This is a genomic window from Enterovibrio sp. FF113, assembly GCF_041439165.1.
Taxonomy (GTDB): Bacteria; Pseudomonadota; Gammaproteobacteria; order Enterobacterales; family Vibrionaceae; genus Enterovibrio; species Enterovibrio norvegicus_A.
This window is the reverse complement of record NZ_JBGONO010000009.1, coordinates 31,683-51,983: the sequence shown is the minus strand read 5'-3', so window position 1 is coordinate 51,983 and position 20,301 is coordinate 31,683. Positions and strand designations below refer to the sequence as shown.

The following is a 20,301-nucleotide window of genomic DNA, read 5'->3' as shown; positions in this document are numbered from 1 at the left end:
CCTTTATAGGGTCACAGACTGCATTTTTTGCATCAGGTGGTATTCGTAGCGTGAACGGCCAATTTCAAACAGGATGAAAATGGCAGAAGCAAAAAAGGCCACGGCAAGTAAGGTGTAGAGTTCGGTGCTGGTGGTGCAATATGGGCGAACGATCTCAATCAGCGCGACTTCACAGCCCAGATAGAGAAAGTTGTAGATAAAGGCGCGACGAGAACGGAAGGTTTGTTCCATGTACACCGTCATACCGACATAGGTAGAAAGCACCAGTAGAGCAGGAGAAATAATGCGAAGGTATTGCGCACATTCCGCCGCAATGGTGGGGTCGCTCACCAACCATAACGCAATGTTTTCACTGAAGATAAATACTGCCAACAGCATTGGGATTTGATAGGCGAATGATTGAACCACAAACTGGGTCACGCTGTTTTTAAGCATGCTGTAGTCGTAGTCGGCCGAGTGCTTATTGAAGCGAATGGCTTGGCTGACACCGACCGCAATTGACAACATGATGATCAGGTTCTGAATTCGCGCATAAAGCGGGAAGGCAGACGCTGCCGCTTCACTGTATTGCAGCAAGATGTACGTGATGTAGAACAACCAGGCAATGAGCAATAAGTAGCTGGAAAAAATAGGCACAATAATGGACAACAGCTGCTTACATTGCGTTTGCATGGCGGAAAAATACGCCAATGCGCGAGGTGCGATTATCTGGCGTAGCGTGGGCGACAATGTCAGTCCCATGGTAATGGCAACCAGTGTTGAACACGCGGCCGCATACGGCATCGCCATTACGCCGTGACCTTGTTTGGCAAACATGTAGATCAGGCTCAGTTGCAGCACATTGGCGACCACCACAATGCTGGTGGCTAGCGCGTTTTTCTCTTTCGCGAACAGACACGTCGTCAACACCGAAGAGACAGTGATAGGCAGGAACACCAAGGTCATGGCGAGCAGCAGATCTGAGAAATCGAGATAGGCGACGATAGGCAAATGAAAATAAGATTGGAGAAGGGGCATCAGCCCCCACGCCATCGCGCCTAACCCACCAAACAACACCAATGCCATACCAAACAAGGTAGCAATGGCGCTGTGAATCTCATGTGATCCCGCATCGTCATGGCTCGATACGATGGGCAATGCGCCCGCTCGTAACGCATCAGACAATGCTGATAGCGTGAAACCAAAGGGCATGAACACCGTAAGGATCAGAAGCGCCCGTTGGTCTTCTTGGCTAATGATCCACACCGCCAGCAACTGCGTGACGAATGTCGACGACGAAGAGGCAAAAATGGACAGCGTCGACGCAACCGAAGATAAGGTAGAGGCGATATTTTTCATTGTCCGCTCCATGGGCTCACGTAATCGTTCCGCTTCAGGATGTTGACCAAGTTATGCTTCTGAATAACGTGCGTACCTTCCATAAAATCAAAGGCATAGCTATCACGCATAAACTTGCGAACATGGACGAAGTGGTCAGATTGCAGCTTGCTGAAGTGCTGGAATAAGAACGGACGAATTTGTTTCACTAAATCATCCAATTCGATTTTCGCCAGCGAGGAATAGGCCATGTTGTCAGGCTCTTTATCCGCGGTTTTCGCTGCCACCAGATTCACCTCTCGAATGGTGGCGAGAATGGTGTTGAAGTGGCGACAGGTCTCTTGCGGAATGCCCGCGTCTTTGCCGTGTTCCAATAAAAGGTCGACAGCGGCTTGTGCATAGCCAATGCTCAACCCCACCACACAAGGGCGCATTTTGTTGAAGGTGCGGATCATTGAAAATAAGCCGCGCTCACAAGGGTGAAGGTGCTCGCCCAGCAACTGCTCTTGCGGGATAGGCAGCGCATCAAATTTCAAATAAGACAAACGCGCGCCACGCAAACAGTGTTGCTTCAATAAACGGCGTTCTATCTGTGGCGAGTCAATCATCTCCTTGGTGAGCAATGCAGCGCGGGTCGCGAGCGGGCTATTGCCTGTTTTGAACAGCACCACACCCATGTCGCCGCGTGTCCCGTTGCCAATCAGCCATTTTTCGCCACTTAACGTGCCATCGGTGTAGCGTGATTCCAACCGTCCGGCATCGCTGCCTTTGTTCGGCTCGGTTACCGCAAAAAAAGTGCGGCAATTGTGTTCCTTCAGGTAATCGTAAAACTGCGCTTTTTGCGCCTCTGAGCCTGCTTCATTCAAGATCACCCCAGACAAACTGGGACCGGGTGAAAATAGCAATGCGCCTGGGTCGCCGTAAGAAAGTTGTTCAAACATGCGAACACGTTCTTCCGTGGTCATGGAAAAGCTGCTCAGCAGCAGCGCATCCAATTGCGCGTTGCGAAAATCCGTGTTGCTGTGAATGTCTTGATAGCTGTCTACCGCCGTGGCGACTTCGCGCAGCCATTCAATGTGCTCCCCGTATTTTTCGCCATACGTCGCGGCATATCGGTCTAAATTAATCATCGCCATTGCTCCAAATCGTTGAGTAAAAGGGCATATTGCAGGTGATGTTCGACACCGCTTCCGGCCAGAATGGAAATGCCGCCTTGCAAGTTCGAGAGAGTATTTGAGGCCAACAGCACACGCTCAGACAGCGGCGTTAACGTCTCCGGTAGCGTTTGGGACGCCAACTCAACGTGGAACAGAAAACGGTGATAATCCGTGACAGAAAGGGCGACGTTTTCAATGTCGATCAGCGTGTTCTCTCCCACCTTTTTGGTTTTCAGCCGTGCTACGACGTGGCGAAAAAACACCGACATCTCTGCGTGAAAACAAGAAAGTGACTGCTGAACAAACCCCTCCCATGTGGGCAGCACATTGCTCAATGGCTGCTCGTGAAACCGTGGGGTTGGCAAGGTTGTCCTTGTGCGTGACGACACCTTCACCAAATAGGTATTTGGAAGTGCAATAAGGTTTTCGGCATCAACACGATCAAGGGTGACAGATGGGCCATCTGAGCGGGCTCGGCGATCTATCATCACAACACTGCTATTTGCGCCGTGAAAAGCAGAAACCAAGGTGCCTTGTATCTGTTCTTCTTGCGGGTCAGCAATGATGCTGCACTGGTTTTCGAAATCGAGACGATACATTACAACGCCCTCAACAAACTGATGGTTGTATTTAGCGATTCGGCGTCTTCGTCAATGAAAACCCAAATGCCACTGCGGAATGAATCGGGATTGTTCTGATATTCCCCTAAGAACTTCGGCAAGGTATTCACCGAATAATGGGCAGGCAAATAGTGCGCATTTCTTAATAAATCGGCAGGGATTTCTCCCTTGTCCGACAAATAATCCAATTGCTTAAATGCTGCGGTATTTCTTTGAAGTAATAGAGAGCAATCGCCAGCGCCGAGTTTGTGTTTATCGAGCAAGGCTTGTAATTCCTCAGCCAACACAAAGTTCGACGAATAAATTTTGTTTTCATTCAAGAAGAGCGAATCTTCAAGTTTGAAAAGCGCCCCTTCACTGTTGGCTTGGCTAACAAACAATGCCGAGCCGCTGGAATGGGTGGGCATCATGTTGTTGTCTGGCAAGTAGCGAGGCACAGAGTTTTGCTCCATACCCACCAATATCTTGGTGCGAGGATCCTCAAGGCTGTCTGTATTGAACAGGATGTGAAGTGCGGTAGTGGTGGCAATAGAACCTACATCGCACACATCGATAATCTCAGCGTCTACGTCGCTTTTCCAAAGGAAGTAAGTCGCGAACGCCGAGTACTCAGGGTCCCACTCGGGTGTCCAATAGCTAAAAGCCACATCAGAGATCTCGGGGTAGGCCGCGAACGGTAAGTTGCCGTCTAACACTGAATCAATGATGTTGGTATAGCTATATTGGTCACCCGCCAAAAAGGTTTCGTGCGACAGGTCTTTGTCGGAAATGCGGTATAAGTCCTTGAAGTAGGTGGTATACCGATCCCGAGGTTCCTGTCGTAGGCTCCTTTCATCCAGTGGGAAATATTGGCAATAGTTGATGTACATAATTAGGCTGCCGGCGCGAGTTCGACATTTTCAACAATGTAATCAACCATGGCGCCAATCGAGCTGAAATGACGCTCTTCGAGGCTTTCAGGGTCAATAGAAAACCCATCAATAGACTCTTCAAGTTCCATCAAGAAAGTCAGAGATCCTAATGAATCCATCCCCAGGTCATCACGCAGGCTGGTGTTCTCGGCCAGTTCCACATCTTCCGGAATCGTGATGGTTGATTTCAGAATGGCCACCATATTTTGATACGCGTTTTCTCTTTGCATAATTAACTCCATTTACTCGGTTAGGTTGTTTGTGTGTTGCTCGAAATCCATGAATACAAACTAAGCCTGAGAAGGAGATTTGATAACCTGACACTTTTGACAGTGCGTTTTTTTAAGGAGAGGAAAGAAGAGGTGTGTAGATCTAATTGCTTGATTTTAAATATGTAAGTTTAGGGTTCGTGCAAAGGCATGTATGGCGAGCGAGCAGAGCTGTCACTTGTGACAGGGGAGCGGGCGCGTATGGGAATGGGGGATAGTGAACGCTAAGGGATGTGTTGGTTCGGTATTGGACAGGAATGGCTTGGAGTTGGTGCTCTAAGCCATACAGAGCCAGCATTTATCGCCCCTTCCTCTTGGAATGTCTGTCCCATGGTTCCTGTGCGGAGCCGCATGCAGGGTGGTGTGGGGGCTGGAGGTTAGATACCTCCGGTTACCCGATCAACTGCGTGCCAAAGTGACACAAAATTTGTCAGCGTATAATAATTCAACTACAATTCACTTGTGCCACTTTGACACTGAATGGAGATTATTATGGCGACTACATTACCTCGTATCACAGCACGTGTAGATATTGATACACAAGAACTACTGTCTCAAGCTGCGGCTATTGCTGGTATGTCTAGCATTAACTCATTTGTGCTTAGTGCGGCTGTAGAAAAAGCTAAAACTATTATGGAACGTGAACGTGCCCTACAACTAAGTCAGCAAGATGCTATGACTTTAATGACTGCGTTAGACCAACCAGCTAAACCAAATAGCAAGTTACAAAAAGCAGCTTCACGTTATATGGATAAAACTCAATAATGAATACTGTCCAATTAGAAAAGGCTAAACATGACCGAAATCGTTTTGATTGTGGCATTACCGCACTCAATAATTACTTGAAAGTTATGGCAAGCCAACAAGCTAAGAAAGACAATACTCGTACCTTTGTTCTTGAAGATAAGCAATGTCCTGAGCATATTATTGGTTATTACACATTAACGATGACACCCATTGATATTCAGGATTTACCTCCTAAATTACAGAAGAAACATCACTCTGTAACTTCTGGTGGTTTGATTGCCCGCTTAGCCGTTGACCATAGATACAAAGGTCAAGGTTTCGGTGAGTGGCTATTGATTGATGCGCTTAGAAAGCTATTAATGGCAAGTGAAACCGTCGCCTTCCCTGTCGTCATTGTTGATGCAAAAGATGGCGCTGAATATTTCTATGAAAAATACGGTTTTACCGCATTCAAAAACGCTGATAACAAACTGTTTATTACAATTGCAGACATTAGAGCTAGTATCGGTGAATTAATTTAAACCGAGAAGCAGTTAGCGCCCAAATAACGTGTGAGCAGCGCAAACACTGAATTTGAGCACTGCGCCGTAAACACTAAATTTAACCCGAAGTGAGAGCGCCAAGCGTTACGAATCACTGTTGAATTATTTGTTATTTTTCATCTCAAGCAAATGATTTAATTGAGAAAGAACTGCTATTTCTAACTGGTTTTCTGAGCTAAGCTACAAGGCAAGAACCAACTTAGCCGCCAAAAGCGACTAACCCAAAACCAAAAATTCCACTTCCCTGCCTAATGAGGCAACCCGGTTAAGTAACCAGTACTTTAATCACTACAAATACGCAATCGGTCATTCGCTTAGATAGGGTAGGTTCAGTGGCGCGGAATTTTGATGGGCTTTTACTCTAAGCTGCAATGGCGCAATCCCCATTCCAAAGCCCCCCGCTTCTCAGCAGGGGGAGTCAAACCATCCCGCTATTGCGTCACCAAGTTCTCATCAAAAAATGCGACCACATCGTTTGCCAGCGCGGTTTGCTTGGGGGCGCGTTCAATCGGTTTCGGGTCTTTGCAATTTTCCATAAAAATGGAAAGCGGCCAAGGGCATGACGGCAGGTAGACATAGTGGCCAGCATCTTCCAATTCTTTATGTGCTTTGATGTAACGGTGCGATTGCGCCAGTGATTCCATGTCGGTTGGGCTGATGTACTCATCCAACTGGCCGTTAGCCAGAAAGATGGGGGGCGCGTTTTCTTGGTCTGTCATGTCAATGAGTTGGGTGTAGGCTGGGGCAAACACCGCAATCGCGGAAGCGGGGATCAGGCTTGGTGTAGAAGCCGTCGATTCTTGAGAGAGAATCGCCTGAATGCGTTGCCCAAAGCGCGGGTTACACAGCAAGATGTTTTCACCGCGTGGCTGGGTTTCGCAAAAAGCTGCTTGTTTGTCCAGTTGTGCAGGAAAAGCCGTGCTGGTGAGTGCCGCGTAACCGCCCAGTGAATAGCCCAACATGCCGACAGGTAACGCGCGAAGCGTGTTCTGCGCATCGTTGGCGTAAAGCTGTTCTAGCAGCAGTTGCAAGTGTCGTTGTCTGGCTATCATGGGGTCGTTTTCAACCAACCCACTGCGTAAACCTTTGAGATCATCATGCGTGACGGCGGCAACCACATAACCTGCGCGTGCCAGTTGTGCCGCATAAACACGCATGGTGCCCGCGGTGGCGGAGAACCCGTGTGAAACCAAGATCACGCCTTTGGGCTGTGTTTCGTTCTCAGGCGGTAACTGCCAGACTTTTGCTTCCAGCTGGGTTTGACCGGTTGTGTCTTCCACCATGAACGTTGACACCTGCAAACCTTTCTCTAGCGCGGGGTCTAAGGGTGGGCGTTGTAATAAAAATATCGTCAGCACGATGATGCTCAGCACGACGATTGTGGAAATCAGAAAAATACTCATCTTCTTCCATCGACCTCTCATTCCGTTTCCTTTCCTTTAGATATGCCAAATAGGGTTGCACCAAATGACGCGCCGATCCCTGCTGCAACAGCAAGGCAAGTCACAGATGCTTGGCTATCTAATTCGTTATACACATCGTTGAGATTGACGAAGAGATCACCACCGAAGCAGTGACCATATCGGGCAATGTTCTTGGTGTAAACCTTGTCCATACTGATGCCCAATTTTGTTGTCAATTTCTTCCACGTTTGCACGTTGACGTTGTGCGGTAATATCACATCAATGTCGTCACGCGTGAGGTTAGCGTCTGCTAGGCAGCGCTCGACCACTTTTTCCACGTTGATCTGATAAAACTCGTTGTACTTTTGCTGCATGCCATCGTTGGATTGTAGGTAGATCCCTCCTGAAAATTGTCCGTCAAACAAGGTCGCAACTGAAAGCACCGAGATATCACTCGGCGTGCGAGTGAGCCGTACCATGTTGATGGTGTCTGAACTGAGTGCAACGGGATTAACGCGAAGGTCAACGTTGTCGGCAATGTCTCCTGTGACTAAAAGAACGTTATTCAGTGTGCGGTTGCGTTCGAAGTATTTCATCAGCTGCATGGGGGTGGCGCATTTGGTGGCCGAGGAAGAAAAGGGCAGCCAGTTGTTCTCGTCGGTGTCGTTTTTCGCCAGCGTGGCGCGGGTGCTTCGCAGCATGACCCGTTCGCCAAACACACCGCATAGCGCCCCGGTGTGATTATGTACCACGGCGTCATAGTGAGCGGGTGCGCTGTTGTCGGCGTCAACAAAGGTTTGTAGCGCTTGCTGATAATATTGAGTGCACGGCGTATTGTCGTAGTAAGGAAGCTCATGAAATCCGTACCATTGACTAAACACTTTGGCGGATGACGCACTCAAGAATAACGCGTCATGATCCTCCATCACATTCAGTACGCGCGGCGCGTCAGCGGTGATGTTGCGACTAATATAGAACATAGTCATCTTTCCTTACTGACAGCGTGGAACGTTTCCCAAGTGTGGGTGACACACTGATTTCACCATCCGGTAAAAAGCGGTCATCTTGCACCAAGAGTTGATAGCACTCTGAAAAGGCCTGTTCATCCAAAAAATCCGTGGCGGCAATGCTGTCTAGCGCTTCTAGATGCGGTTTGAATTTTGGCATCACACCGGGTTTTGAATCGGTCAAATAGCCCCACAAATCGAACACATCTGCTTCGTAACGACACAGGCTCGCCAAATCAAACAGCATGATTTTTCGCACATACCACAAGCCCATTTGCGCATTTGGCGTTGTGCCACTGAACCATTCAGCACGCAGGGTTTTGTTTCGGATTTTATGCCAAGCGCGTGGGCCATTGATGAACTTCTTCGGGTCAACATCGATCGGATTAATCCCCAGGTCTTGATGATCCATTAAGCGAGAACTGCCACGTGGTTCAAGAATTTTCCAACGCCCTTCATCAAAGTATTCCACCACCACATGGTCCGCTAGCGCGCGCTTGGTGTCGTAATACATGTGCGTAAAACCAAAGCGAAGGCGAGCGGGCACACCTTGGGCGCGAAATTGGCTGCACACCAGCAACGCGAGGTCTCGGCAGCGACCACCTACCGGCGTGACAGGCGCAGAGGAGCCAGGGTTAAGTTCGTGGTAGCGAGCAATGATTTCCTTGACCGAACGCAGTTCGAGATCGTCGGCTCGCTCCGGTGCCATTTTGTGAAACTCTGAATGGTTGTAATGGGCCACCAATTCATTGGCGAGATCAATCGCGCTCTGCGGATCAGATAAAATATCGTCGCCGTAAGCGGGGTGGAACTGTTGCCAATCCTCAAACGCGGTGTACGGCGTCGGTGTGGAATAGACATGGGCGATATTCATCATGCTAGATGTGGCGATGTTTGTGCTCATTGTGTTTCTCCTTGAATCAGGTTGCTGAGGATCGCCAAACATTCCTGTTTCACGGCGTGCTCGTGTTGAGATTGGGCAGAGGTGCTGGCGCGGGTTTTTTGTGCTGACTTCTGAATAGATAAAGGCAGATGAATGAAATCGTAGTGCTCACCGTGAGGGAGCAAGTGAAGCTGCGTGAGTGAGTCACCAAACAGGGTTAAATACCGTAAGGGATCGCCAAAGGTTGGGTGGGTATCTTGCGCGGAATGAATTACATCCACGCCAGAAACGGGGGCGTCAGCCAATAGATCTTCCAGCCCTGAAGTGGCGGACAACCCAGGGGCGATCAGCAACATCTGATGTTGCCACTGCGGACAATTGTTTTCGCTTATCGCACGCAACAAGGGATAGATTCCAGCTGAAAAAGAGAGGTATCGAATCTTTGTTAGCGTATCGGGCGAAACAGGCATGCCGGTGAGCTGCGTGAAGGCCGCCAACACTGAAGGGTAGGTGGCATAAGCCTCTTTCAGCGCGAGGGCGATCTTGTCTGGGTCGGCTCTCGGCGTGAGTTCGGGGTTGATATAGCAGCCCACAGACATGACCCAATAGCCTGATTTTGCGAGTGCTTCCGCAAGGTGAAACTGATCGAATGGGCCGCCATTGAAACCGGGGAAAATCAGACACAGCTTGTTGAACTGAACATCTGGCTTTGCGTGAATGTGCCGCGCTTTTACCGCATCGCCCTGGTGCGTAAGGTAATAGCGCATGGGGTTGCGTGCAGTTCCACTGATTGCTCGTGAATCTGTTTCTTGGGTGTCAGCCAGATCCGCCATGGGGGCCCAAATGGCGACATTGGTGGGCTTGCCGTCAATGGGGATCAAACGATTGAACACCACAATGTTTGGCTCGTACGGCGGCGATTCGTTGGCGAAGAAATTGGCATCATAAAGCGATGTTGCTTGTTCTGCTGGCGCTTCTCTTGGCGTCAATGGGCGTAAATGCAGGCTTTGTTCAAACATGGCAGGCCACCTTTTCCATCAAGGCTTTTTTGTCTAGCTTGCCGTTTCGGTTTCGTGGCAATTCCGACACGTTGATGAAATGAGGCTGCACATAGTTATCGTATTGGTCTCGGAAAATACGCGCCAAGGCAGCTTCTGTGATTTTGGCGTTCACCGTCACCACCAAGAGGCGATCAAACGTGCCTTCGGTGCTATGAGAAAACGGGGTGACAACGACGTCTTCGGCTTCTGATACCTCCTCAACAAAGGTGCGGCAGGCCGCGGTATTGAAACGGTATCCACCAATCTTGATGTCGTCATCTTGGCGGGCGATGAAAACATGATTGCCGTCGTCTTCGATGCGAATCATATCGCCCGTGCGGAACATATAGCCGTGTTCGGGGTGGTATGAAAAGCGAAGGGCGGTTTGTTCAGGGTTCTTCCAATAGGCTTTTAATACCTGTGGCCCTGCAATGTAGGCTTCCCCTGTGCCAGTGGCATGAAACGCGCCATCTTTCTCGGTTTGAATAAACACGCGGTGTCCGCCAAAAGGACGACCTAGCGGCATGTGCTGGGCGTATTCTTGAGTCGGGTCATACCGATACGCCATCATCGCCACCGTGCATTCAGTCGGGCCGTAGTAACTGTAAACGGTGCAGTTCGGTGCGGCTAATGACAGGGTATACAGTAAAGAGGGATGCACAGGCTCGCCCCCGACAAAGGCCAAACGCAGCGCGGGGTATTGGTTTGGGTTCAACTGCCGGGTTTTGTTTAAGTACGCCAAGGTGGAGGGCACAGAAGCCCACACACTCACGGCGTGTCGCAGTAAGTAGCCTGAGAAATTGAATTTGTCGTTTTCTCGCAGTACGGCAATGGCGGCTTGATTAAACAGCGCAATGAAAATTTCGTGAATACTGAAATCAAAACTGAGCGGGGAAATATGGCTCAGAACATCGTCAGCGCAAATGCCAAATTCGTCCCGCGTGGCTTCAAGGTAATTGAGCAGATTGCGGGTTTCCACGCTCACGCCTTTTGGGTTACCCGTGCTGCCAGACGTAAAAATCAAATACAGATCAGGGTTATCTTGGCTGGGCGACGCGTGTGATGATGTAGCGGCCACTTTTGCTTTCGTAAAGGAAAAGGCTGATACGGATTGGGTAAACACGCCTTGATGGAGCGAGCCGCCGCATTGTGCCACTAATGTCGGGCAATCAGAGTGTGTCGCCACCGTCAGCAGGCGTGATGTGGAAACATCTGTAAAAAAGAAGGCCACAGGCAGTTCGTTAATCAGCCTTTCAAGTGAGCGATTGTCGATTTCAGCCGTCACAGGTACCAAGGTGTAGCCATACACCACGCTGAACACATACATGACCACACTGGTGTAAGAGCGCTGCGCTGACATCAGAATGTGTGTGCCACTGGGCTTCCCCTCTGCGGCGAGGCTGAGCTTTTCGTGCAGCAAGGCAGCATCACTCAAGACGTCTTGGTAGCGGTAACTTTTATCTTGATCGAGAACAGCAATGCGATCGCCTGCCTCAACCATGATGTTATATAGCGTGTCTCTCATTTCGTAATCCTTCTAGCTGAATAACATCAAGCACACAGGCGCCGAACATTCCGCCCGCGCCCGCCGCCACGGCAAGAAAACGTAAGGGGTTTTCTGCGGTGGGTGGGTTGTCTTTTTGAGTGAATGTGTCCAGTGCATCGCTGAGGTTGATCACCATGTCATTGCAAAAACAGTGGCCTTCACTTTGAATGTTGCGCGAAAACAGGCGTGATTCAGGCACATCGAGCGATTGGCAAAGAAAACGCCACGATTTGATATTGATGTTGTGCGGGAGCAGGTGGTCAATTTGTGACAGGGTGACGCCAGCTTTGTCTAAAGCACGATGGATCACCTGATGCATGTTTTGGCGATAATTGTCTTCGTAGGCTTTGGTTTCGATGTTGTCACCCCAGATGCCACGGGCAAAACGGCGGTCGTAGTGCAAATGCACGCTGCTGACCTGAACCTTTGGCGAATCCGTGTGGCTTAACCGCAAGCTGGTGTTACTGTCACCTTGCACCGACAAGCCTCGGGTAATGCGCATTTCTTTGCTGAATGCCAGTTCACCATTGTGGATGCAATAGTGCCTGAGCGCAGGGGCGGAGCGCGAGATCATATCGAGTTGCTTAAACAAGGAAACACAGCGATTTGCGTTGCTCACGCCTAACGGGATCAGGTTGTGTATTCTCGCCAAAGAACGGTCGATTGATTGACCAAACTGCGCACGCATTGCGCCCGTATTGGCACTGCGTAACTCCACGAGGTGGTCTTCGTCTTCGCCTGAAGACAGCGAGACCAAAGGCATCATCAGTGATTCGTGCGGTTCGCCATCTGGCAACACATTGACGGTTTCTATCCCCATCATTTTTTTCAAGATATGCGCGTTGAACGAGGTGCAATGCACGGCGTCATGGTGGTCCACTAACACCAGTTTTTGCTTGGGCCTGACGACGCAAATGGCATCAATAGACAGCGCGATGTTTTCGTTACTTTCCATCCTCATGAGGTTTCCGCCTCTGGGTTCACGTGCGCGTAAAGCTTCTTGTGGTCAATTTTCATGTTCTTGTTCATCGGCAGGGGGCCGATATTGATTTTTAATGGCAAGGCGTAGCTTGGCAGGGTGGCCGCCAAGCGACGGCGAATGTCCACTTCTTGCAAGTTTTCACCACAGATAAACAGCACGATGCCGACCGTGGTGCCATTGCGGGAGTTTTTCTCTACCACCGCAAGGTTAGAGCAGGGAATGGTTTGACAAATGAGGTGCAAGATTTCGTTCTTTTGGGTCCGGTGTCCGCGTATTTGCAGCTGATCGTCGCCGCGCCCCAAATAATGATTGGGTTTGGTGGGCGAGAGTTCGACGTTGTCACCGGTGCGATAGAGCAATAGCCCCGTTTGCGGTTCTTCAACGAGTTTTTCTCGGCACACACGCCCTTCACGGAAATACCCGTCAAAGACTTGCGGCCCGCCGACCAAGAGTTCTCCTTGACCTTTTTGGCTGATGTGGCCTTCATTGAGCACATAGAATTGCGTGTTATCCCAGGCGTCACCAATGGTGAGCACGCCATGACGGACATCCCCCTCTTGCGGGTGTGTGACGTCTTTTCCTGATACAGAAACCGTGCACTCTGTGGGCCCGTAGAGGTTGAATATTTGGCTGTTTGGGGCGAGTGCTCGCCATGCTTGTTGGATCACCAAGGTTAGCGCTTCACCACAAATCATGGTTTTGCGAATGCGGTTGAAGGTGTGGCTGTTGTATTTGCGTAAGTGGTCTAGATGGTTGATGAAAGAGGGGACACAAGACCAGAATGTGATGCCGTGGCGTTCAATAAATTTGCTGACCGTGGCCGGGCTGAGTAAGTCCGATTTATCCGCAATACAGAGGCAACCGTGATTGTGAATGGGCAAATACAACTCATGGATGTTGAAGTCGAAACACACATCGTGGATCACGGAGAAATGTTCATCGTGTTTAACGTCAAAAAATCCGGTGGCGGCAGATAAGTAAGCGTCGAGATTGTGGCGTTTGATCGGCACGGATTTCGGCACACCGGTCGAGCCAGAAGTAGAAAGTATGTAGACGCATTCATTGAGGGATAAGTGGTTCTCGCCCGCATTTTCAGGGCGTGAATGGGCACGGTAAGACAAGTCTTCATCCGCAATTAACGTCAGGCTCGCTCGCGTGGAGATGGCGCTAAGGTCAGCCTCGGTTTGGGTGTCTGTCAGCAAAATGAAATGTTGCCATTTACTCGCTTTCGCGATGGCGCGGTCGAACGGCTCATTCAGAGACAGCGGCTCATAGGTGATGCCTTCAATTCCAAGCAGTAAATTGAACAAATTGGCGAACAGGGGGGATCGGGAACAAGTAAGAACGGGCACGTTATCTTGAATGCCGCCGTTGGCTTGTATCAGTTCGCGCAGTTGGCTTGAAAGCACCAACAAGTCGCGATAGCTATAGGTGGTGTCGCGATGGCGCACGGCAGTTATATCGCCAAACTGATCGATGTTTGTCGTGATAGTTCGATGGAGTGACGTGGGCGTGAAATTACGCTCACTCAAGGTGGATTTAGTCATAAGACGGGTCCTTCTTCGTGTCGGTTCGTGTCAGCGTCACGCTTGAGAAAAAGCCACCCACGCCCGCAGTGACACAGAGGTAATAGTCCGGTGTTGGGTGAGAGGTGACCTGGGCATCATCAACCGGCTCGGCATGGCGCCGTTCAAGCAATTGAAGATTGATGAAGGCATCGCTGCCATAGCAGTGTCCGTGGTCAGCCACGCCGTCGGTGAAAAATGAGAGTTGCGGGTTGTTGAGTTTCTTTTCGATGGCCTTCCAGGTGTAGACATTCACGTTATGGGGCACGATGGCGATGCGGCTGTCTGCATCGAGCTTGTGTTCACGCGCAAGCACCGAGAGCGATTGCTCGATCAACGCAACAATTCGGTCTTTATAGGTTTTTTCGTAGATCGCGTGTTTTTCGGCTTCTTCCCACGCACCGCCAAAATGGGCGGGGTAAATCTGGCAGTCATAGCTCACCAATTGATAATCGCCTGCCGCGCCATCGTCTAAACAAATGGTACTGCGTGCATCGCCCGTGACGGTTGAACCGGGGATGTCTTTCAAAATTGGTGTGAAGCCGGTGTCGCAGGTGACGATCACGTGGCGTTTGGCGCCCAAGACACGGGTTCGTTCGCGTCTGCGGTAGAGGTCAATCACTTTAAACGTGGAGGCACAGTTGCTTGCCGTTGACCCAAACAACACGCCATTGCCTCGGCTTGAGCGGTTTATCGACCGCAAACAAGATTGCCCAAACGGATACACTTCCTGCCCGGTGTGGGTATAAGTGAGTGCGTCTGACGCTTGTAGCTCTGCTCGCTGACAGAATGCGTCTTGTAGCAGGTATTGCTGCGGTGACAGCTTGGACACTGGTGTTTGGGCGATGCGAAATATCTTCTTAATAATACCGACATAGCCCGCGTCGTAGCCAAGGTTGGACAGGGTCGTTTCAACAGGTTCTCTGTTCTTTGCTGTGTCCGACCAGTAATTCAGTTGGGTCATCGTGTCATTCCACTTGCGAACGTATGACATCCATTGTTGTTGGTTATTTGTTATTGACACAGCTGTCAGTTCTGACAGTTAGCGGGCATCTCCTTGTGTGACATTGTGTGATTGTGTAACACCAAGATGTGTATAAGCACGATGTACGCAACCAAGGAGAAACCATGTTTAGGTCAATGCTCAAAACCGGAATGAAGAAAAATTGTCTGTTGGCGCTACTGCTGGTGGCCCCATTCGTGAATGCAAAATCGACCTTCGATCAAAGCGAACTGCGAACCATGTTGAACGGTCATGAGCTGTCTGGCAGCCCATGGGTGTTTGAAGAAAGTGATGAAATTAATTACTTCACGTTTTTGCGGGAGGAGCGAAACCAAGAGTATCTGGAGTATTTCGTGTACATGAGTTTACGCGCAGAGAAAGCATGCCATAACGTGTTGAGCCTTATCACAATTAATACCCATAGCGATGAATTGGAGTCGGTAGACATGGTGCATCACGCACCCGCGAAACGCTGCCTGACATACAAAGAATTTAAGAATCCATAGTGAGGCATTCAACGATGTTAGAGACTTTAGTAACAGAGACTTCGATGAAAGAGACGTCAACGCCTGATCGAATCCATGGTGATGCGCCGAGTCGCTCACTTCCACCCACGCCGTTTTATGTCTATGACCAAGCGGGCGTTCAGCAGCAATGTGATCGCTTAAAAGCGGTGACGTTACCTGATGTCGCCACCGTGTTGTATTCACTCAAGGCCAACCCCAATCCTTCTCTGGTTGATACCATCGTTAAACAAGGATTGGGCTGCGATGTGAGCAGTGCATTCGAATTAGACGTGGCACTTTCTAGCGGCGTCGACCCGAAAAACATTGGATGTGTAGGCCCATATAAATCGACACGATTATTGACCGAGTGCGTGCGTAATAACATTGCTTTTGTCGCCGTCGAAAGTACCGACGAGTTGATTGAGTTAGGGGCACTCAAACAGCGCTATGACGCCGATACCGCGATCCTTTTACGGCTAAATCCAAACATAGAAATTTCCGGTGGTTCAATGAAAATGGGTGGTGCAGCTTCCCAGTTTGGTATCACAGAAGAGGAACTGCCTTCGCTGCTTGCCCTTGCCGAAATAAACCAGATCGCCATTTCTGGGGTACACATTTATGCCACCACACGCGTGCTCGACCCTGCCAGTTTTATGACTAATTTTTCGACCTTGTGTGACTACCTGATCCAACTTCAAACGCGTTTTGTGTTGCCATTACATTGGCTGAATCTCGGTGGTGGATTTGGTATTCCCTATTACAAAGGCGAAGCCTCTTTGTCGGTGGAATGTATGCAAGAGGCATTACTGGAGTTACAGCAAAACCTGATCGAGAAAACAGGCGCAACACGGCTGTTTTTTGAAAGTGGCCGCTTCATTGTGGGAGAAAACGGCAAAGCGGTAGTACAGGTGAAATCCATCAAGCAATCGGGCGGAAAAACCTTTGTAGTGTGTGATGGCGGCTATAACCTTTTTCACGGCGCAACGGCTTTCGCGAACTTGATGCGAAAACCCTATTTTATTGGAAAAGCGCAAGGACATAGCCTTAAGGTGATTGCTCAATCTGGCTTGCCGGAGCGCATGGAAACGCGTAATGAACGTGCAATAGAGGGTGAATATACTCGATATACCTTGGTTGGCCCGCTATGCACACCCTCAGACATTATTGCTGATAAATTCGACTCTGAACCGTTGGCGGTTGGTGATTATCTGGTTGTGCATCAAGTGGGCGCGTATGCGGTCACCAGTTCTCCAGGTTTGTTTATTGGTCATGGCTTTCCCGCAGAATTCATGGTCACGCCAAGGGGGGTGAAGCAAGTGGGTAGGCAAGATTCTATCGAAGAGATGAAGCGAAGGTATAGGCCGATGGATGAAGGGGTGGCCACAGAATCGCCAGGCGGCACGGAGAGCAATACATTGCGTCGAGCAAGCTAGCGCTTGTGTTTGATTCAACGAGTGTTTATTGCTGATTGGACAGAAACAACGCTTTTCAACGCAAATGCGGAGCCATCTGGCTCCGCGTTCTATTTTTCGTTCTATTTTTCGTGCTATGTATTGTGAGTTTATGTTGCGGCTTCGCATGGACACGAACTGGCGTGCACAAAAACGTGCCGCTTAGAGATTGGGCTTGAGTAACCCTTTTTTAATCGCCAGCGCCACAGCGTGTTGTCGGTTAGAGGCAGCAAGCTTTTTGGTGCAGTTATTGAGGTGAAACAGCACGGTACGTTCAGAGACATTGATGATTTTTGATATCTCCCACGCGGTTTTTCCTTCGCTAGCCCAAAACAGACAGTCAGTTTCACGTTGAGTGAGCGAGATATTATCGCTGCCTTTGGCTTTAACCTTCATGGTGAGGTAACACTCAAGAAGATGGGTCGCGAGGGTATGAGCGAAAGGAATGGCGGCGTTCAACTTTTCGCACTGATCGTCCACATCCCCAATGGCCATGCTGAATAAAACGAAATCACCCGACGCCGATTTTATAGGTACGGTGAAACCATTGCTCAGCCCATACTGCTTGGCGGTTGCCATGAGCTCTTGCTGTTGCGGAGATTGAAATTCTTCACGCTGCACGAGGGAATCCCAGCGAATGGGAGACTGCTGCGTCATGATGTAGCTCACCACGGGATCGACGCGTTGTTTGTTTTGCTCGAAATATCTTTCTAACCAAGGCGTTGGGTAATTACTGTAAGCATGAATGATGGGGGAATATAGTGAGTCTTGTTCAATGACGCCGAATAAATAATAAGGAAGCCCGACAAGTTGGCAAAAACTCTCACAAACCTCTTCAAGCTGTTCTCTATTATTTACGTTAGTGAGATTTCCAACAATGGCAAAAAGCTGGTCGGTATCCATAAGTACAACTTTCATCCTTGGTGTATTAACGAAGGTTAGACAAACTAGGCACAACCGGGATAGGCATGCTGCAAAGTCAGCTATCACTGTTCACATGAAATGATTTTCTGAATCTGTTGCTATGAATGGCTTTGGTGCGTTAGATCTTAGCACCGAGATCAAGAAAGGGTCAAATGCTGAGCGAGAATGATAGGCATGGTGTATTAATTTAACCCCGTTGAATCTAAATCGAGAAAAGAAAGTAAAGCGTTTCATTTTTTAGTGCTGACAACAGGGTTGAATAAAATGTTTTCAGATACTTTTACGTAAAGGTGACAGTGATATTCAATTTTTAATATGTAATATTAGCGAATCATTAAATATGACCGTTTTGTCAATTTTTAGCATGTTTCGGTATGGCATTACATGTTGTTTGAGTCTGCTGTTTTTCTTAAAGAACCTTAAATTTCATGATCAAAGGTTTGGTTTTCACGTCTTATCTGAATGAGCACACCTGACTCGAAACTGTGTGTTGAGGTCACTTTCCACCCAAACAGGTTTGGAACCGCTTGTGTCTTCTGGTTGTTCGATGCGGATAACGGTTTGAAGTGTGGCAAATCCGTCAGCGCGACATACGTTCTGCATTCATCGACCTTGTTGGCGTTCGCCAATTCATAAAAGAAGCCATTGCCACACAGCGTGACCAGTGTGTTTTGACCTCCCTGCGCGAGTTTGGCTTGAAGCTGTGCTAAGGCTTCGGCATTTTCTATCTCTATGGCGCAGCACTTTTCTTTTATGGCCATTAATTGCGGGTCGCTTTGGCTTAACCCTTTCTCAACCGCCACGATGGTGTGTTTAGTCAATGAATGATGAAACGTGCTCTCTGCACCAAATCCCGAGAAGAAATGATCGTACGTCACCGCTTGCCCCTGGCTGTTCATGGAAATAAAGCAAATGGTCCAAGGGCGTTGGTGTTTTTTCAACGTGGCAGGGCCAAAAAACAGCGACTCGTTGCTCTCGCCAATATTGGGCGTATGCAGCGTTAATCCCTCGGTACACAGGTTGTCGGTATTGAGGATTTCGACGGCAAGCGCGTTGCTCATGTCGTCGGAAAGTGTGGGGTAACAAATGGTGTTCAATGACCATTTTTCAGCGATATCGATGAGTTCATCGCTTAGAAAAGAGTATCGATGTGGCGGTGTGGAAAGATAGAGCCGACGCTGTCGATTTGATGGTGGCGGGTATTTCAATGAAGTAAACATCGGATCACCCGCAAGACCACAATAACTCGCAACCATCTGATTATCTTCAAACAGCAACCATGCGACACCGTTGCGACTAGACAGCGATTTTGCTTTATTAAGCGCCATGACCAATTCGTCAGGTATCCCATTTTCTTCTAATGATGGAGCATATTTTCGCTGCGCCACGGCTTTGTTTTTATATTGGTTAGCCAAAGTGTTCTATGCCCTTAATCGCCATGTTTTTTCCCCTGAATTGCAACGTTCTCTGTGCTTAATAGCCATGTCCCGTCTGCTTAATTGCTGTATGCGTTTAATAGAAAAGTGGTATCCGCTTAATTGCATAGTGCAACAATAGGGAATTGCTGCAGAAACACACCCTGTCATAAGTGATAGGGAAGCCTCTGTATTGCTGTTTTATCTATTTAAATTAGAGGTTTAAAAATTAGATGCTGGACGCTGTAATTTCAGACAGCTTACTGGATTGAAGGGGTTGCAATAGCCTTTAACTCGTTCTCAAGCAATCGCCCTAAACGATGACTACTGACAAGTTGAAGGAATAACCATGAGCCAGCTAATTACCCTGACACCTGAATCTAAGTTTCACAATCCTGCTGTTCTGAATAATATCTTTCGTTTGCGTCACCGCAGTTTTTTGGAGCGTTTAGGGTGGGAAGTAGAATCAACGCAAGATATGGAATCTGATAATTTTGATGAGATGAATGAAACGAGCTATGTGGCACTGACAGAAGACAACCAAGAAGTGATTGGTTGCTGGCGTGCCATGCCAACGCAAGGCGAGTACATGTTGAAAGATGTGTTCCCTCAGCTTCTTCAAGGCGAGGATGCGCCAATGGAAGAAGGCGTATGGGAAATATCTCGCTTCACCACATCAAAAGAAAGCTACGAGAACACCAACGGCTGGTTCGGCAATAATGCGCTCACACTTATCCGCTCGTTCTACGATTTCGCACAAGAAAATGACATTCGCGCTTATGTTCTTGTTACCACTGTCGGCTGCGAAAGAATGCTCCGTTCACTGGGCTTAAATATGCGCCGCATGGGCAATGGGAAGTCTCTGAAAGTGGGTAAAGAACGTTCAGTCGCATTGCGTTTGGAAGTGGATGAGCGTTTGAAGATCAATATCAACTAAGGGTTTTTTGCGGAGTGTGCATGCCAGATCATCAATGAAGATCGCGCGGGTTTTTTCGTCTTTAAATTATGCAGAT

Annotated in this window: 20 protein-coding genes; 5 read left to right on the top strand and 15 right to left on the bottom strand. The window is 48.9% G+C overall.

All coding sequences use genetic code 11. From position 1 onward, the window contains the following. Positions 1–3: 3 nt before the first annotated feature. From ACED36_RS08910 to ACED36_RS08890, 5 genes are read right to left on the bottom strand one after another with little or no spacing between them, the layout of a single operon-like run. Positions 4–1,338 carry an MATE family efflux transporter gene (locus ACED36_RS08910; RefSeq protein ID WP_371733142.1) on the bottom strand — a complete coding sequence of 445 codons (1,335 nt, stop codon included), beginning with the start codon at positions 1,336–1,338 and terminating at the stop codon, positions 4–6. Then, positions 1,335–2,447: an acyl-CoA dehydrogenase family protein gene (locus tag ACED36_RS08905; protein ID WP_016961195.1), complete on the bottom strand. Its 1,113-nt coding sequence runs from the start codon at positions 2,445–2,447 to the stop codon at positions 1,335–1,337. The genes ACED36_RS08910 and ACED36_RS08905 overlap by 4 nt, the downstream gene beginning before the upstream one ends. Then, entirely contained in the window at positions 2,444–3,073 is a 630-nt protein-coding gene (locus ACED36_RS08900) for a hypothetical protein (RefSeq protein WP_016961196.1), read from the bottom strand. The genes ACED36_RS08905 and ACED36_RS08900 overlap by 4 nt, the downstream gene beginning before the upstream one ends. After that, the gene (locus ACED36_RS08895) at positions 3,073–3,963 is read right to left on the bottom strand and encodes a hypothetical protein (protein WP_241823368.1); all 891 of its coding nucleotides are present in this window, start codon (positions 3,961–3,963) and stop codon (positions 3,073–3,075) included. Before ACED36_RS08895 ends, ACED36_RS08900 begins: the two co-directional genes overlap by 1 nt. A gap of 2 nt (positions 3,964–3,965) precedes the next feature. After that, entirely contained in the window at positions 3,966–4,235 is a 270-nt protein-coding gene (locus ACED36_RS08890; protein ID WP_017004210.1) for an acyl carrier protein, read from the bottom strand. A gap of 531 nt (positions 4,236–4,766) precedes the next feature. On the opposite strand from ACED36_RS08890, the gene ACED36_RS08885 reads away from it, so the two are divergent. Both ACED36_RS08885 and ACED36_RS08880 read left to right on the top strand, forming a co-directional pair. After that, positions 4,767–5,039: a DUF1778 domain-containing protein gene (locus ACED36_RS08885; RefSeq protein ID WP_016961200.1), complete on the top strand. Its 273-nt coding sequence runs from the start codon at positions 4,767–4,769 to the stop codon at positions 5,037–5,039. Continuing rightward, positions 5,036–5,542, top strand: coding sequence for a GNAT family N-acetyltransferase (locus tag ACED36_RS08880; protein ID WP_026024330.1), 507 nt, complete (start codon positions 5,036–5,038; stop codon positions 5,540–5,542). Before ACED36_RS08885 ends, ACED36_RS08880 begins: the two co-directional genes overlap by 4 nt. Before the next feature lie 452 nt (positions 5,543–5,994). On the opposite strand, the gene ACED36_RS08875 is transcribed toward ACED36_RS08880, so the two are convergent. The 8 genes from ACED36_RS08875 to ACED36_RS08840 are packed head-to-tail and all read right to left on the bottom strand — an operon-like array spanning position 5,995 to position 14,953. After that, positions 5,995–6,966: an alpha/beta hydrolase family protein gene (locus ACED36_RS08875; RefSeq protein ID WP_371733141.1), complete on the bottom strand. Its 972-nt coding sequence runs from the start codon at positions 6,964–6,966 to the stop codon at positions 5,995–5,997. Between the two features lie 17 nt (positions 6,967–6,983). Then, positions 6,984–7,946, bottom strand: a complete 963-nt coding sequence (locus ACED36_RS08870) for a 3-oxoacyl-[acyl-carrier-protein] synthase III C-terminal domain-containing protein (RefSeq protein WP_371733140.1) — start codon at positions 7,944–7,946, stop codon at positions 6,984–6,986. Further along, complete coding sequence (locus ACED36_RS08865) at positions 7,933–8,877, bottom strand: transglutaminase domain-containing protein (RefSeq protein ID WP_371733139.1); 945 nt, start codon at positions 8,875–8,877, stop codon at positions 7,933–7,935. Before ACED36_RS08865 ends, ACED36_RS08870 begins: the two co-directional genes overlap by 14 nt. Further along, positions 8,874–9,875, bottom strand: coding sequence for an alpha/beta hydrolase (locus ACED36_RS08860; RefSeq protein WP_371733138.1), 1,002 nt, complete (start codon positions 9,873–9,875; stop codon positions 8,874–8,876). Before ACED36_RS08860 ends, ACED36_RS08865 begins: the two co-directional genes overlap by 4 nt. Beyond that, the gene (locus ACED36_RS08855) at positions 9,868–11,421 is read right to left on the bottom strand and encodes an AMP-binding protein (RefSeq protein ID WP_371733137.1); all 1,554 of its coding nucleotides are present in this window, start codon (positions 11,419–11,421) and stop codon (positions 9,868–9,870) included. Before ACED36_RS08855 ends, ACED36_RS08860 begins: the two co-directional genes overlap by 8 nt. After that, a complete protein-coding gene (locus ACED36_RS08850) occupies positions 11,402–12,403 on the bottom strand; it encodes a 3-oxoacyl-[acyl-carrier-protein] synthase III C-terminal domain-containing protein (protein WP_371733136.1) in 1,002 nt (333 codons plus the stop codon). The genes ACED36_RS08855 and ACED36_RS08850 overlap by 20 nt, the downstream gene beginning before the upstream one ends. Then, complete coding sequence (locus ACED36_RS08845) at positions 12,400–13,971, bottom strand: AMP-binding protein (RefSeq protein WP_371733135.1); 1,572 nt, start codon at positions 13,969–13,971, stop codon at positions 12,400–12,402. Before ACED36_RS08845 ends, ACED36_RS08850 begins: the two co-directional genes overlap by 4 nt. Beyond that, a complete protein-coding gene (locus ACED36_RS08840) occupies positions 13,964–14,953 on the bottom strand; it encodes a hypothetical protein (RefSeq protein ID WP_371733134.1) in 990 nt (329 codons plus the stop codon). Before ACED36_RS08840 ends, ACED36_RS08845 begins: the two co-directional genes overlap by 8 nt. Before the next feature lie 176 nt (positions 14,954–15,129). On the opposite strand from ACED36_RS08840, the gene ACED36_RS08835 reads away from it, so the two are divergent. Together ACED36_RS08835 and ACED36_RS08830 are read left to right on the top strand one after the other, a co-directional pair. Further along, on the top strand, positions 15,130–15,498 hold the full coding sequence (locus tag ACED36_RS08835; RefSeq protein ID WP_016961210.1) for a hypothetical protein: 369 nt from the start codon (positions 15,130–15,132) through the stop codon (positions 15,496–15,498). A 44-nt stretch (positions 15,499–15,542) separates the two neighbouring features. Continuing rightward, the gene (locus tag ACED36_RS08830; protein ID WP_016961211.1) at positions 15,543–16,931 is read left to right on the top strand and encodes a hypothetical protein; all 1,389 of its coding nucleotides are present in this window, start codon (positions 15,543–15,545) and stop codon (positions 16,929–16,931) included. A 180-nt stretch (positions 16,932–17,111) separates the two neighbouring features. On the opposite strand, the gene ACED36_RS08825 is transcribed toward ACED36_RS08830, so the two are convergent. Beyond that, positions 17,112–17,867 (bottom strand): LuxR family transcriptional regulator, encoded by a 756-nt coding sequence (locus ACED36_RS08825; protein ID WP_241823370.1) that lies wholly within the window; start codon positions 17,865–17,867, stop codon positions 17,112–17,114. A 425-nt stretch (positions 17,868–18,292) separates the two neighbouring features. Continuing rightward, on the bottom strand, positions 18,293–19,288 hold the full coding sequence (locus tag ACED36_RS08820) for a hypothetical protein (RefSeq protein ID WP_016961213.1): 996 nt from the start codon (positions 19,286–19,288) through the stop codon (positions 18,293–18,295). A 349-nt stretch (positions 19,289–19,637) separates the two neighbouring features. Between ACED36_RS08820 and ACED36_RS08815 the strand changes: the two genes are divergently transcribed. Next, positions 19,638–20,225 carry an acyl-homoserine-lactone synthase gene (locus tag ACED36_RS08815; RefSeq protein WP_016961214.1) on the top strand — a complete coding sequence of 196 codons (588 nt, stop codon included), beginning with the start codon at positions 19,638–19,640 and terminating at the stop codon, positions 20,223–20,225. Positions 20,226–20,301 lie beyond the last annotated feature (76 nt).